This is a genomic window from Photobacterium halotolerans DSM 18316, assembly GCF_000425165.1.
GTDB lineage: Bacteria > Pseudomonadota > Gammaproteobacteria > Enterobacterales > Vibrionaceae > Photobacterium > Photobacterium halotolerans.
This window is the reverse complement of the sequence record NZ_AULG01000027.1, coordinates 26,279-40,810: the sequence shown is the minus strand read 5'-3', so window position 1 is coordinate 40,810 and position 14,532 is coordinate 26,279. Positions and strand designations below refer to the sequence as shown.

Genomic DNA, 14,532 nt, shown 5'->3' with positions numbered 1-14,532 from the left:
GCGCTTCAATGCGCGGTTGGTTAGGGCGGGCCTTGGCCCGGCCTGTTAATTGTTCAGGTAGAAAGGTCGTCCGTATGCAATGGCATTGCCACTGGCTGACGACGCGCCGACAGGTGGGACTCCTGCCAGACCAAGCAGTGAGAACGAGATACTGAAGTTCTGTTCGTACTCAACCGGCTGGGTGTTGACGTTGCTGCGCGCCACCATGTACTGGTTGTAGCCCAGTGTGATCATCCAGCAGTCGGAGCGGTAATTGAGCGAGACCTGGCCTTCCACCATCTGGTTTTCTGTGACATCGTGGTAGTAATCCCCCCGCACACTCAGTCCGGCGTGAATCGGGAATCCGGTTGAGAAGCCAATCTGAGAAATACCCTCTTCGGTGTAATTATCTATCTGGTTGTTATCCGGCAGGCTCTGCTGGATGTACTCTTTCGACACGTAGCGGTAATTCAGCTGGCTGAACAGGCCGCCTTCACGGTATTCCAGTGCGGCGTTGGCAAACTGCATGTCTCTTTCACTGGCATCATATTGCAGGCCGCCGTGGAAGAAGAGCCAGTCATTAAAGTTGAAATCAGACTCAAACGCCGAGGCAGAATAATTCGGCTGAGATTCGCCTTCTTCCTGTAAATTCCGGCCGGAATCGTTGAGGTAAAAAATCTGGCCAAAGGCAAGGTTGAAGCGCTCTTTTAAATTACTGTCGAAAAAGCGGGTGGTGGCACCGACGGTAAACTGGTTAGCGGCAGCAATGCGGTCGACGCTGGAGTAACGGCGATCACGGAACAAACCGTAATAATCGGTTTGCAGAATAGTGGTGTCGTATGAGCCGTAAATGTCGCCCTGCTCCACATCCTTGATGTACAGGTACTGGAGTTGCGGTTCCAGACTCTGAACATAGGCATCACCGAACAGGTCGGTATCCCGCTCGAAATACAAGCCTGTCAGCATCCGCAGACTGGGCACAGTCCGGGATGCGGTTTCTTCCAGATCTTCCAGACCGGCAACCGTGGGATCGAACTCCTGATTGTAGTAGGTGTACATCAGCTTGGCTTCTGTAGTCATTGACCACCAGGGGGTTGCGAAGGGCAGCGTCAGAGATGGCTCTAAATGGACACGGTCGGCGGATGGTTTCGTCGAGTCGTCATTTTCAAACCGGCTGATATGGCTCAGGAAGCCAAAGTCCAGATCATAACCCAGCTCAGGTTCGTAGTAATTGAAGGTCAGCTGCGGCATCAGACGGTAGTTGGACGACACCCCCGGCGTCAGCGGCTGGAAATTCCTGACCCGTAAGGTCGAGTTCCATTTTTCTTCCTGGTAGGTCACTTCGCCGGTTTGCAGCAGGTTGTTGTCTTCCCGGCGGCCGATCTCTGAATCGACATCCGAGAAATAGGTCACGTCACTGACCTTGCTGTAATCAACATTAAACAGCCAGTTATCCTGATACCGGCCGCTGTGGGACCAGTTGTAGGCCCAGCGTGCATCGTCAGTATCGGAAGCTTCATCGCTGCCGAGGTATTCCCCTTTCAGGCTGCCTTGTCCCAGATCGGTGAGATAACGGAACTGGCTGTTGAGCTGCAGGCCACGGTTACTCATGTATTTCGGGGTAAAGGTCAGATCGTAGTTGGGGGCAATATTCCAGTAAAACGGGGTTTCCAGCTCAAAACCGTCACGGGAGCCGTAACTCACGGTCGGGTAGAGGAAACCGGTCAGCCGCTCGTCACCGACAGGCACACGCAGGTAAGGCATGTAGAACACCGGCACATCCAGTACTTCGAACCGGGCGTTATACAGGTCGGCAAACGGCGAGTCGGCCTCACGTTCAATGCTGGTGGCGGTAAATTGCCAGCTTTTATCCCCGGGCGGACAGGTAGTGTAAGTGCCGTTGCGCAGGCGATAATAGGTCATGCCCTGCTTTTCAATTTTGGTGGCTTCACCCCGGCCGGCTTCGCAGGTCAGGCTGTAGACGGCGTTGTTAATTTCGGCGTCGTCGGTATCCAGGTTGTTGTGCATGCTGTCAGCGTAGACTTCAATGCTGCCATCGTGGAAATACACGTTGCCCTTGGCGCTGACAGTATTGTTTTGCTGGTTCATGGTCGCGACATCGGCCGCCACGGTCCGGTTGGATTGCCGAACGACCACATCGCCGGAGTAAGTCACGCTGGCGTCGCTGTCCGCCTCTGCCTTATCGGCGGTGATTCTGATCGGGGCATTATTGGGATCACCGTCACTGGGATCCGGGGTCAGGCACATGCCTTTGACCAGGGCAAGCTCTTCCTCTGCCGTCGGGCTGGCTTCATTCTCAATGAGGGCATCATTGGCGAAAGCTGACGGGCCATATAAAGCTATGCTGATCATGGTCGCCAATAAGCTGCGAGAAGTGAATGACATTGAGATTTAATTTCCTGTGTTCATGATATAGCGCAAAGGTGTCCAGACCGGCCCTGCCGTCCCCGCAATAAAGGCTGCTATGATAAAGCAATTTCTGCTTATCGGCATCTCTGTGGGACCCTGTATTCATCGGACCGGATAAATTCATTATTGTTTTTTCTGCTATTATGCCGCGAGGTCTTTATCAGACGGCGCTGTGCTTTATGGCAGCAAGTCACGCTGATAAACCTATCTCTTTTCGTAAGACTAGACGGCATTCGTGGGCACAATTTAGCAAATTACCAGAGAGTATAACATGCAGGTGTTGGGCAAGATTTTAGGGGCATTTTTTGGTTTCCTTCTTGGTGGACCTATCGGGTTGTTATTAGGCATCTTTTTGGGTCATAAGTTCGATCGGGCGCGTGCCGGTGTGTATCAGGGTGGCAGTTTTGGCCGATTTAGCCAGGGTCAGGCTGATCAGCATGAACGTCAGGCGGCGTTTTTTCATGCGGCGTTTGCGGTGATGGGCCATATGGCCAAAGCGAAAGGCCGGGTGACCCTGGAGGAAATTCGTGTTGCCAGTGCCATTATGGACCGCATGCAACTGCACGGCGAAGCACGCCGGCTGGCTCAGGAAGCTTTCCGCGATGGTAAATCAGAAGATTTTCCCCTTCAGGAGGTGCTGACCCGGGTGCGTCAGCAAGGGACGGGCCGGCTCGATTTGCTGCAGTTTTTTCTCGAATTGCAGATCCAGGCCGCGTTTGCCGACGGCAGCCTGCATCCGAAAGAGCGCCAGTTACTGTTCGTGATTGGCCGTGCGCTGGGTTTTTCCGATCAGCAGCTGGAAAGGCGTCTGCATATGCAAGAAGCGGCGTTTCGTTTTCAGCAGGGGGGCGGTTTTTATCGCCAGCAGTCACAGCAACAGCAGGGCGGTTTTCGACAGGCGCCAACCCGGGATCAGCTCAGTGATGCGTATGAACTGCTGGGGGTAGCAAAAGAAGCCAATCCGAAAGATCTGAAACGTGCTTACCGTAAACTGATGAACGAGCACCATCCGGACAAACTGGCGGCCAAAGGCTTACCGCCAGAGATGATGGAGCTGGCGAAGCAGAAAGCCCAGGAACTGACGGCAGCTTACGAGCTGATAAAAAAAGAAAAAGGCTTTAAATAAGGGCCAAGGCCCTCAGACACAGTGCTGAGGGCGGCCGGCGGCAAAGCCTTCCAGGTTGTCGATCAGCTGATTGGCCAGCGTCTGAATGGCCGAGTCCGCCCCCCAGGCCACATGGGGTGTCAGCAGCAGGTTGGGCAAGGCGGCGTTGGCCAGCAGCGGGTTAGACGCGTCGGCGGGCTCCCGGGTAAACACATCGCACCCGGCACCGCCCAGGTGGCCGGATCGCAGCGCCTCAACCAAATCCTCTTCGTTAACCAGCCCGCCGCGGCCGGTATTGATCAGCAGGCTGCCGGGCTTCATGTGTGCCAGCTCTGGTGCCGCAATCAAATTTGTCGTTTCCTCGCTGAGCGGACAGTGCAGCGTAATCGCATCGGCGGTTTGCAGCACCTGCTCAAAAGGCAGGTAGCCCGCGCGACACTGGCTGGCACCTTTGCGCTCGGCAAACACGACTTTCATGCCAATCGCTGCCGCCAGCCGGGCGACCGCCTGTCCCAGGCTGCCGCTGCCGATCACCCCCAGCGTGCTGCCGGCCACATCGCCAATCGGGTGGCTGAAAAAACAAAACTGTTTCTTCTCCTGCCAGACGCCGGCCTGAATATCTTTGTGGTACGCGAACAGGTTGCGTTTGAGCGCAAACAGCATGGCAATGACATGCTCCGGCACCGAGCCGGTGGCATAACCGCGAATGTTACTGACCACTATGCCGTGCTCGCGGCAGTAGTCCAGATCGACATTATTGGTGCCTGTGGCGGCAATGGCGATCATTTTCAGCTGCGGTAACTGACGCAGTGTATCGGCATTGAGCACCACTTTATTGGTGATGGCGATGGTGGCCTGTTGCAGCCGTTCAACAAGCTGCGCCGAAGAGGTGGTCGGGTATTCCTGCCAGTGGTGCGCAAAGGCCGGGCGGGGCAGGGTGATCTGATGGGGGATGGTATCGCGATCGAGAAAAACTATCTGGTGCATCACGGCTCCCTGCTGATGCTGTGGTTGATGGCACACAGTAAACACCAGCGAGGGGCAGGCTGCAAGCCGGGCGAACCAAGCTGCCGACTCAGAGGTCGGCAGGGAAGGCCGGTTGTGCTTTACAGCGTCCGCTCAGGCGCGTCGGGATAGAATTCGCACGGTGCGAACACATGACGGGCTTCGTTGCTGTAGGGGTGGAAAAAGCTCAGTTCCGCCGCGTGCAGTTGCAGGCGGGGGGCCAGTGCTTTGGCTTGATCATGGGCATAGAAACCATCGCCCAGGATCGGGTGGCCCAGCGCCAGCATGTGGACGCGAAGCTGATGAGAGCGTCCTGTGACCGGGCGCAGTCTGACTAAGCTGCTCTGGCCGTCACTGGCAATCACCTCATAATGGGTCACCGAGGGTTTGCCGTGCTCAAAACAGACTTTCTGCATCGGGCGGTTGGGCCAGTCGCAAATCAGCGGCAGATCTATGGTGCCGCTTGGCTGTTCCGGTGTGCCCCAGATACGGGCGTAATAGACTTTTTCGGTCTGACGGTCGCGGAACTGGGCTTTGAGGTGCCGTTCGGCATCCTTGTTGAGCGACAGTATGATCAGCCCGGAAGTGGCCATGTCCAGACGATGCACAATCTGCGCTTTGGGATGCTCGGCCAGCACGCGGTTAAACACGCTGTCGGCATGCGCCGGATCGCGGCCGGGATTTGACAGCAGACCGGAAGGTTTGTTGACGGCTATGATATCGCGGTCGACATACAGCACATCCAGCCAGGGATCGGTAGGCGGGTTATAGTCCAGCTGTGGTAAGGGGTTCATGTTCGGGCTATCTCAGGTTGTATGCACAGGCAGCGGCGAAATGGTAACACAGGGCGGCAGGGAGTACCTACCGCCCGGATAGTGCCTGTATCAGTTATGGCTGACGGCGATGACACGCAGCGAATCGAGCTGAATCTGGGCTTTGCTGATGTAAGCGGTCAGATCCTGAATCTGGCTTTGCAGCAATTCCAGCTCATCGTCCCGGATGTTAGGGTTGACCGATTTCAGGGCCTGCAGACGGGCCAGCTCGGCACCTAAAGTGCTTTCCATCTCCTGCTGCGCCGCCTGACGCACTTTGGCCAGCTCAGGTTCGATCAGCTGATCACCGGCAGCAATCAGGGCATGGATGTCTCTCTGCACCGAATTTACCAGTTTACTGCCCAGATGGCGGTTGACCGGACTCAGCTGGCGGTTGAAGCCTTCGAACTCGACCTTATCCGACAGGTTGTTGCCTTTGGCATCCAGCAGGATACGGATAGGCGTGTGCGGCAGGAAGCGGCCGATCCCGGATTGCTTAGGTGCCTGGGCATCGACCACGTACACCAGTTCCAGCAGCAACGTGCCGGCGGGCAGTGCCTTGTTCTTGAGCAAAGACACCGCTGTGGTGCCGACACCTTCCGACAGCAGCAGGTCAATCCCGCCCTGAATCATAGGGTGTTCCCAGCTGATAAAGTGCATGTCTTCGCGTGACAGCGCGGTATCACGGTCAAAGGTAATGGTACAGCCATCCTGCGGCAAACCCGGGAAACTCGCTACCAGCATGTGTTCAGACGGGGTGATCACCAGGGCGTTTTCGCCTCTGTCATCCTGATTGAGGCCCACGGTATCAAACAGGCCCAGCGCGAAGGTCACCAGATTGGTGTCGCCGTCTTTGGCGGCAATCTGCTCGACCAGCTCTCGGGCGGCATCGCCACCGTTGGAATGGATCTCCAGCAGACGGTCGCGGCCCTGCTCCATTTTGCTCTTGAGCTCAGTGTGCATGCGGGCACTGTCGGCGATCAGCGAGTCCAGCGCCTCAGCACTGTGGTTTTCACTGGCCAGCAGGGTGATCAGCTGCGGCTGAATCGCTTCATACACCGCACGGCCTGTCGGGCAGGTTTCTTCAAAGGCATTCAGCCCCTCGTTATACCAGTGCGCCAGCAGCGCCTGCGAGGTGCCCTGCAGATGCGGGACATGGATCTCGATATCCCGTTGCTGGCCGATGCGGTCCAGTCGGCCGATACGCTGTTCCAGCAGATCCGGGTTGTTGGGCAGATCGAACATCACCAGCTGGTTGGCAAACTGGAAATTGCGGCCTTCAGAGCCGATTTCTGAACACAGCAGCACCTGTGCGCCGTCTTCTGTCTGAGCGAAGTAAGCGGCCGCTTTGTCGCGGTCGAGAATCGACATGCCTTCGTGGAACACAGTGGCGCGGATGCCTTCTTTTTCGCGCAGTGCCTGCTCCAGATTGAGCGCGGTTTGCGCGCGGGAGCAGATCACCAGCACTTTTTCATTGCGGTTGGCTTTGAGGAAATCCAGCAGCCAGCTCACCCGCGGGTCGAAGTTCCACCAGGTGGCCGATTCGCCTTCAAATTCCTGATAAATATCTTCCGGATACAGCAGCTTGAGCACTTTTTGTTCTTCGCTGATTTTCCCCATCATCATGCCGGCGACACGCATGGCCGTGCTGTACTGCGACGGCATCGCCAGCGGGTACAGATTGAGGTGACGCTGAGGAAAACCCTGCACGGCCGCGCGGGTATTACGGAACAGCACACGACCGGTGCCGTGGCGGTCCATCAGGTTGTCGACCAGCTCCTGACGCGCGGCATGCTGAGCGTGTTCGTCGCCCTGGGTGGTCAGGGTGTCCAGCAGCGGGGCAATGTCCTGCTCAGGCAGCAGATTGATCAGTGTCGCGCGGCTGTCGTCGTCCAGTTTTTTGCCGGCCAGCAGATCTGACACCGCATCGGCGACCGGAGCATACTGGCGCTCTTCATCGAGAAAGGCCTCGTAATCGTAGAAGCGATCCGGGTCGAGCAGGCGCAGGCGGGCGAAGTGGCTCTGATGGCCCAGCTGATCCGGGGTGGCTGTCAGCAGCAGGCAGCCCGGGGTTTTCTCGGCCAGGGCTTCCACCACCTGGTACTCACGGCTTGGCGCCTCTTCACTCCACACCAGGTGGTGGGCTTCATCGACTACCAGCAGATCCCAGTCGGCGTCCAGCGCCTGTTCGAAACGGCGGCGGCTCTTGCGCAGAAAATCCAGTGAGCACAGCACGTATTGCGCGGTCTCAAACGGATTGGCCGCATCGGCAATCGCCTCGACACAGCGCTCTTCATCGAAGATAGAGAAATACAGATTGAAGCGGCGCATCATCTCAACCAGCCACTGATGCTGCAGGGTTTCCGGCACCAGGATCAGAATACGCTCGGCACGTCCTGCCAGCACCTGCTGGTGGATGATCATCCCGGCTTCAATGGTTTTCCCCAGACCCACTTCGTCGGCCAGCAGGACACGGGGGGCAAAACGGCGGCCCACTTCATGAGCAATGAACAACTGGTGCGGGATCAGGCCGGCACGCATCCCGCACAAGCCGCGCAACGGGCTCTTGTGCTGCTGGTGCTGGTTTTTCAGGGCGCGGTAGCGCAGGACGAAACGGTCCATGCGGTCAATCTGACCGGCGAACAGCTTGTCCTGCGGCTTGTTAAAACGGATCTGGTTGCTGAGGAAGATCTCGCGCAGCGATACATTTTCTTCCCCGGTATCGGTGCGGGTGCCGATATAGGTCAGCACCCCTTGTTGTTCTTCCACTTGCTCGACCCTGAGCGACCAGCCTTCCTGGCTTTCAGTCACATCACCGGCGTTGAACATCACACGGGTGACAGGGGCATCATGGCGGGCATATACGCGATTCTCTTCGCTGGCGGCAAACATAAGGGTGACAGTACGCGCATCCATGGCGACCACGGTTCCTAACCCTAAATCACTTTCCGTGTCACTGATCCAGCGTTGACCCAAAGCAAATGGCATAGTGGACAAAACCTTCTAAATATTTGAAATCAAGGAGAATTGGATCCCGGCGACGATGAATATATCAACTACACTGAAATTAAGTGTAAGCCACAAATGGCGCCGGCAAAAAAGGGGGCTAATGGTACTGCATGATGGGAGCCAGGTCACGAGCTAAGTGATGGACCCATCAAGTGAGAAAATTGTCACAATATTTTCATTTTTTGCGGTCATTAATGAAAAGCGGGTTTAGGCTTATTAATGATAGCCTTTGCCAATGGCTATTTCAGGTGAACAAGGAGACGTCTATGGACGATGCTGATAGGAAAGTCTTTGTACTTGATACCAACATCCTGTTACATGAACCCCTCGCCATCTACTCTTTCAAAGAGCACGACGTAGTGATTCCCATGACGGTCCTGGAAGAGCTCGACCGGATCAAAGACAGCAAACGCGACGTTGCCCGCGATGCCCGTGTTGCTATCCGCGCCCTCGAAGATATCTTCCACGATGCCACACCGGAACAAATCTCAGCCGGGATCCCCCTGACCGAGCAAGGTGACCACAAAGGCCGTATCGCGATTTTCGCCGATTACGAAATTCACGAAACTGTGCATGCCTTTGCCGACAAGGCCGGTGACAACCGGATTCTCAACGGGGTGCTCTACCTCCAGAATCATTATGCGCCGCGCAAGGTGGTGCTGATCACTAAAGACATCAACATGCGCCTGCGTGCCAAAGGCGCCGGGGTGTTTTACGTCGACGATTACCGGTCAGATCAGCTGATTGATGACGTCAGCCTGCTGACCAAAGGGTTCCACCGCTATCCGGCCAGTTTCTGGGAGCGTGTGGGTGAGTGCCATTCTGAAAAACGCGGCCGCTCGACCTTGCATACGCTGCCGCAAGAGCTGTTTGAATCCCCCTTCGTCAACCAGTACCTGATTGATGAAGATACCGATTTCGCGGCCCGGATCCAGAGTCTGGACGGGGAAATGGTCACCCTGAAAGATCTGGGGCATGAGCGCCTGATGCACCGCCAGGCATGGGGCATTCATCCGAAGAACATCTATCAGGGCATGGCGATGGACGCGCTGCTCGATCCTGATATCGATCTGGTGATCCTGACCGGCCCGGCCGGGTGTGGTAAGACGATCCTCGCGATGGCTGCCGCCCTGGAGCTGGTGATCGAAAAAGGCATGTACGACAAGATCATTGTTACCCGCAATACCCCGGACATTGCCGAATCTATCGGTTTCCTGCCGGGTACGGAAGAAGAGAAAATGATGCCTTGGCTGGCGGCAGTGACAGACACCATGGAGGCCTTGCATAAGCACGATGTCTGCACTGACGGTTCGATGAAATATATCTTCGAAAAAGCCAATATCCAGTTCAAATCGATTAACTTTATGCGCGGCCGCTCTATCCAGAACGCTTTCGTGTTGCTGGATGAGTGTCAGAACCTCACGGCTTCACAAATCAAGACCATCATCACCCGCTGTGGTGAGGGCACTAAGCTGGTCTGTTCCGGTAACCTGGCGCAGATCGATTCCACTTACCTGTCGCCTGTGACATCAGGCTTAACCTATATCGTTGAACGATTTAAGAATTTCGAGGGCAGCGCCAATATCTACCTCAATGGTGTGGTGCGCAGCCGTCTGGCGGAATTTGCTGAAGAAAATCTGTAATTAACCGGGCGGGATCCGCTGAGCGGATCTTAAGCATTCATCGCCCGAGGTACTTCCTTAATCTTTCATCTTCCGGCTCCCCCAGCACTTGCTGGGTGGGGCCGCATACCCGGATTTCCCCCTGCTCGACAAAAGCACAGTGATCGGCAATTTTCAGCGCATCGTCCGGACTGTGGGTGATCATCAGCACAGTGATCCCGGCTTCCTTGGCCAGACTGGCGATCAGATCCAGCATTTCTTGTCGCAGCGCCGGATCCAGCGCGGAAAACGGCTCATCGAGCAACAGCAGCGGCCGGTGTCTGACCAGGCAGCGTGCCACAGCCACCCGCTGTTTCTGACCGCCAGACAATTGCTCTGGCAAGCGATCCAGATAACGGCCAATGCCGACCCGTTCTGCCGCGTCTTTGACTGATGCTTTGTCAGCCGCGCTGAGGCGCAGCCCGGGATGGATACCCAGGGCAATATTGTCGAACACGCTCAGATGAGGAAACAGGTTGTGATCCTGAAACAGGATCGACAGCGGCCGCTCGGCCGGATTCTGCTTGTCGATTACGTCACCGTTGATCCTCAGCTCCCCGCTGTCCGGCCTGAGAAAACCGGCGATCATTGCCAGCAGGGTACTTTTGCCCGCCCCGCTGGGGCCGATCACCGCCAGAATATCTCCCGGCGCGACCGACAGATCAAAGCTGAGCTGCATCGGCGCCTGGTTATGGTGACGGTAGCAATGGCTCAGTTGAGACAAAGAGAGCATAGGTGAAGTCATAAGTTATCCGTTAGCAGTGCGGGCAGACGAGGCAGATCGGGACAATAACAGGCTTTCCACTACAGTGAAAATGCCCAGGCTGAGCAAGAGCAGCAGCAGAGCGGCAACGGCGGCGGCATCCATCTGATAGCTGTCCATCAGCTGGAACAGGTACAGGGGCAGGGTCTGAAAATCCTGGCTGCCGAACAGCGCAATGGCACCCAGATCGCCCAGCGACAACACGAAGCTGATCGCCATCGCCTGGGCCATAGGTTTGCGCAGTGCCCGCCATTCCACCAGATACAGGCGCGACAGGCCGCGCATGCCCAAACTCTGACACAGCGGATTGTATTGCTGGGCGAGATGCAGCATCGGCTGGCTCAGGGTTTTGATTACATAAGGCAGTGCCATCAGGGCATTGACGGCCACGACCACCCAGAAGGCCGAGGCAAAGACGTCGGTGAATTCGCGCAGCAGCAAAAACAGACCTGTGCTGATCACCAGCCCGGGTGTGACCAGAATAATGGTGCCAATCAGCTCCAGCCCGTCGGCAGAGAGACGGTAGCGCTGCAGCCGCCAGTAACGGCTGGCACAGAGGATGGCGATCCCGCTGATCAGTGCCAGAACACAGGCCAGTGCCGCGATTTGCAATGAATGGCTGATCGCCTGCCACAGGGCGGGGGTGCTCAGCAGCTGCGGCAGCTGGGCGTTGAGCCCGGCGCTCAGTACTGCCAGCATAGGCGGCAGAACTAACAGCAGCACCAAGCCAATCCAGCATCCGTCCCACACTCTGGCCGAGCGGCTGTCGAGGTAATTCGGATGCCCCTGGCGAACCCGGCCGCTGAGCGTGGACAGCGGTCTGGCAAAGCGCTGGCCGAGCAGCACCAGCGAGCAGCACAGCAGCATCTGCCATAACGCCAGCATGGCACCGGCGGCTAAATCAAAGTCGTATCTCAGTGCCTGATAGATAGCCAGCTCGATCGTGGTGGCTTTCGGGCCGCCACCGAGCGACATAATCACCGCAAAGCTGGTAAAGCACAGCATGAACACCAGCCCGGCGACCTGAGGCAACTGCTGACGCAGCCGCGGCCAGGCAACCAGCCGGAACAGCGGCCAGCCTTTCATACCCAGATGGGCGGCAAGCTGATGCTGTTCGGCCGGAATACCTTCCAGGCTTTGCAGCAGTAAACGGCTTGCCAGCGGCAGGTTGAGGAAAACATGGGCGAGCAGAATGCCGTTGAGACCGTAAATGCTGAACGGCAGGGTCATGTCCAGCCTGGCCAGTCCTTGGGCCAGCAAACCGCTGTTACCATAAATAGCCAGCAGACCAAACACCGCCACCAGTACCGGCAGCACCACTGTCATGGCAAATAACCTGAGCAGTACCGTCCGGCCCGGAAAACGGCGCCGGGACAGGGCGTAAGCGACAGGGATCGCCGGAATCACACTGAGCAGGGTCGATAACAGGGCCTGTTGAAAGCTGAAGGCTGTGACATGACGCAGGTAAGGATCCTGCCACAAGCTGAGCGGCTGCAGTTCGGTGGCCTGACTCAGCAGCGCGCTGAGCGCCCCGCCGACCACAAGCAGTATCAGCCCGGCGCTTAACAGGCCGGGCAGGCTGGAACGGGAGAGTAACAAGGTCTGTCCTATTGCATTACAGGTGCATTACTGGGTCAGGGCCGTCTGCCACTCGCGAATCCAGCTTTTACGCTCTTTCGCGACTTCATCGGCGGAAAACTCCAGCGACTTGGCAGGCCGGGTCAGGGTGCTGAACCCTTCAGGCAGTTCCTGATTGGTCACCGGATACATCCAGTTGCCGGTTGGAATGTGTGACTGGAAGCCCGGCGTCAGGATGAAGGCAAGGAACTGCTCGGCCAGCTCACTGTTGCGGCTGTTTTTGAGCTTGGCGGCAACTTCCACCTGCATATAGTGGCCTTCGCTGAAGTTGGCGGCTTTGTACTTGTCTTCGTTCTCGGCAATCAGGTGGTAGGCCGGTGAGGTGGTGTAAGAGAGCACCAGATCGGCTTCACCGTTGAGGAACATGTTGTAGGCCTCTGACCAGCCTTTGGTCACAGTCACGGTTTTTTTCGCCAGTTGCTGCCAGGCAGCGGCGGCTTGGTCACCGTAGACAGATTTCACCCACAGCATCAGACCCTGTCCCGGCGTTGAGGTGCGGGGATCCTGGTAAATCACCGTCAGATCGTCGCGCTCAACCAGGGCTTTCAGGCTCTCTGGCGGGTTATTCAGTTTTTTGCTGTCGTAAATGAAAGCGAAGTAACCGTAATCGAAAGGGACAAAGGTGTCATCCTGCCAGCCGCCCGGAATGGTGACCGCTGCGGTATCCACCTGGTGGGTGGCCAGCAGCCCGGTTTTTTTGGCTTCCGTCATCAGGTTGTTATCCAGCCCTAACAGCAGATCGGCTTTGCTGCTTTTGCCTTCCAGCCGGACACGGTTGAGGATCGACACACCATCGTCCAGGGCGACAAACTGCAGATCGCAGCCGCACTGTTTCTCAAACGCGGTTTCGATGGCCGGACCTGGTCCCCAGTCCGCGGTAAAAGAGCTGTAGGTGTAAACGGTCAAGGTCGGTTGAGCGGCCGCGGCAGACGTGGCGGCAGCCAGCAGGGGTAAGGTTATCAGTAGGTGTTTCACAAAGCGCTCCTGAGTTCCTGTCAAACAGGGAATTCCGATTTCTTCAAGGCGCGGGGTTGAGTGAGAGGGAGAATCTCCCCGGGAAGGCACGAAAGGGGTAAAGGTGTGCTTTCTTGTCTCTCAGTTTTTCTCAATTCCTCCGCCAGCATGATCTGGTTCAGGTTCAATGGGTCCCGTACGCAGTACGATCTCAGCCCTAAGACTCCCCATGAGAACGGCTCTCATTGTAAACGCGGCCGACACAGGTTGCCAGCCACAATTGCAGCCGGCTGTGAATCCTGAGCTGCAAGTTAGCTGATCAGGCGAGGCTATTTGATCTCATTGAGCCGCCAGTCGTAATCGTAACTGGGCGATGTCAGCGTCACCGGCCGGCTGAGATAAGTGTTCAGGTGTGTCTGCAGTTCAGCCAGGGTGCCGAAATCACTCTGATACCAGTCATAAATCGACGACAGGCGGACGCTCTGGCCGCGCACATCAACCCCTTTATCGCTGTTGATAAAGCGCTCGGCCGCTTGGTCGAGCTGTTCGTTCAGTGTATCGGCCTGCATGACCTCGGGGAGCAGATCCGGGCAGCCTAAACTGGCACAGTTCACCACATAGTGAATACGCGCGTCCTGCCAGATAGGGCGCAAAATCCTGTGTTCAATATCATTGAGCGACAGTTTTTGTCCGCTGATGGTGATCAGCTTTTCATCCCAGGGACCGAAGCTGAACAAGCCGCCGAGTTTGGTGATCGAACTGACCGGATAGTTGTCCAGAATCACTTTGACGGTCAGGGCGTTATACAGGTTCACCCAGTAGGCAAACTGCTCATTGCGGTTGTAGCGGCGCGGGTCCAGCGCGGCGAGCTGGTCCAGATAACGTGCCAGAGCGGCTTTATCCTGCGGGCTGACCGCGGCATAACGAAAGCGGGTCTGCTTGGGGGCGACCAGCAGATAGTCGTTGAGCAGGCCCTGCCAGAGGGCGTGATCAATTTTTGCGCTACTGCCCGGGTTACTGGCCTGCCACAAAGGCCAGAGATCGGCTTTGGGGGCGGCCAGTGCCGCTGAAGACAGGCTGAGTAGCATCATCAGGAGCAGGACGATCAGGGGTTGGCGTAACGGATACATGTGAACACCTCTGTAAAAAGATTGATATTCAGCAGACCGAAACCGG

10 protein-coding genes and 1 riboswitch are annotated in these 14,532 nt (G+C 56.7%); of the genes, 2 read left to right on the top strand and 8 right to left on the bottom strand.

Annotation, left to right across the window (positions count from 1 at the left end; all coding sequences use genetic code 11):
- Positions 1-45 precede the first annotated feature (45 nt).
- Entirely contained in the window at positions 46-2,385 is a 2,340-nt protein-coding gene (gene lptD, locus H511_RS0107770; RefSeq protein ID WP_027251802.1) for an LPS assembly protein LptD, read from the bottom strand.
- A 295-nt stretch (positions 2,386-2,680) separates the two neighbouring features.
- Between lptD and djlA the strand changes: the two genes are divergently transcribed.
- Positions 2,681-3,535: a co-chaperone DjlA gene (gene djlA, locus H511_RS0107765; RefSeq protein ID WP_027251801.1), complete on the top strand. Its 855-nt coding sequence runs from the start codon at positions 2,681-2,683 to the stop codon at positions 3,533-3,535.
- Positions 3,536-3,547: 12 nt separating this feature from the next.
- Here the strand turns inward: djlA and H511_RS0107760 are convergent, their stop codons facing one another.
- The 3 genes from H511_RS0107760 to rapA form a co-directional block, all read right to left on the bottom strand.
- On the bottom strand, positions 3,548-4,501 hold the full coding sequence (locus H511_RS0107760; RefSeq protein ID WP_027251800.1) for a D-2-hydroxyacid dehydrogenase: 954 nt from the start codon (positions 4,499-4,501) through the stop codon (positions 3,548-3,550).
- Between the two features lie 119 nt (positions 4,502-4,620).
- On the bottom strand, positions 4,621-5,313 hold the full coding sequence (rluA, locus tag H511_RS22840) for a bifunctional tRNA pseudouridine(32) synthase/23S rRNA pseudouridine(746) synthase RluA (protein WP_051287988.1): 693 nt from the start codon (positions 5,311-5,313) through the stop codon (positions 4,621-4,623).
- Between the two features lie 90 nt (positions 5,314-5,403).
- On the bottom strand, positions 5,404-8,319 hold the full coding sequence (gene rapA / locus H511_RS0107750) for an RNA polymerase-associated protein RapA (RefSeq protein WP_027251799.1): 2,916 nt from the start codon (positions 8,317-8,319) through the stop codon (positions 5,404-5,406).
- Positions 8,320-8,606: 287 nt separating this feature from the next.
- Between rapA and H511_RS0107745 the strand changes: the two genes are divergently transcribed.
- On the top strand, positions 8,607-9,983 hold the full coding sequence (locus H511_RS0107745; protein ID WP_027251798.1) for a PhoH family protein: 1,377 nt from the start codon (positions 8,607-8,609) through the stop codon (positions 9,981-9,983).
- Positions 9,984-10,020: 37 nt separating this feature from the next.
- Here the strand turns inward: H511_RS0107745 and thiQ are convergent, their stop codons facing one another.
- The 4 genes from thiQ to H511_RS0107725 form a co-directional block, all read right to left on the bottom strand.
- A complete protein-coding gene (thiQ, locus tag H511_RS0107740) occupies positions 10,021-10,746 on the bottom strand; it encodes a thiamine ABC transporter ATP-binding protein (protein ID WP_036759155.1) in 726 nt (241 codons plus the stop codon).
- A 3-nt stretch (positions 10,747-10,749) separates the two neighbouring features.
- On the bottom strand, positions 10,750-12,363 hold the full coding sequence (gene thiP / locus H511_RS0107735; RefSeq protein WP_036759152.1) for a thiamine/thiamine pyrophosphate ABC transporter permease ThiP: 1,614 nt from the start codon (positions 12,361-12,363) through the stop codon (positions 10,750-10,752).
- 27 nt (positions 12,364-12,390) lie between these two features.
- Complete coding sequence (gene thiB / locus H511_RS0107730) at positions 12,391-13,377, bottom strand: thiamine ABC transporter substrate binding subunit (protein ID WP_081669221.1); 987 nt, start codon at positions 13,375-13,377, stop codon at positions 12,391-12,393.
- 116 nt (positions 13,378-13,493) lie between these two features.
- Positions 13,494-13,596, bottom strand: a riboswitch (TPP riboswitch).
- Between the two features lie 89 nt (positions 13,597-13,685).
- Positions 13,686-14,465 (bottom strand): DUF547 domain-containing protein, encoded by a 780-nt coding sequence (locus H511_RS0107725; protein ID WP_027251794.1) that lies wholly within the window; start codon positions 14,463-14,465, stop codon positions 13,686-13,688.
- Between the last annotated feature and the right edge of the window lie 67 nt (positions 14,466-14,532).

Excerpts from the sequence above, each read along its gene's own strand:
- lptD (WP_027251802.1), bottom strand. The coding sequence starts at position 2,385 with ATGTCATTCACTTCTCGCAGCTTATTGGCGACCATGATCAGCATAGCT.
- djlA (WP_027251801.1), top strand. The coding sequence starts at position 2,681 with ATGCAGGTGTTGGGCAAGATTTTAGGGGCATTTTTTGGTTTCCTTCTT.
- H511_RS0107760 (WP_027251800.1), bottom strand. The coding sequence starts at position 4,501 with ATGCACCAGATAGTTTTTCTCGATCGCGATACCATCCCCCATCAGATC.
- rluA (WP_051287988.1), bottom strand. The coding sequence starts at position 5,313 with ATGAACCCCTTACCACAGCTGGACTATAACCCGCCTACCGATCCCTGG.
- rapA (WP_027251799.1), bottom strand. The coding sequence starts at position 8,319 with ATGCCATTTGCTTTGGGTCAACGCTGGATCAGTGACACGGAAAGTGAT.
- H511_RS0107745 (WP_027251798.1), top strand. The coding sequence starts at position 8,607 with ATGGACGATGCTGATAGGAAAGTCTTTGTACTTGATACCAACATCCTG.
- thiQ (WP_036759155.1), bottom strand. The coding sequence starts at position 10,746 with ATGACTTCACCTATGCTCTCTTTGTCTCAACTGAGCCATTGCTACCGT.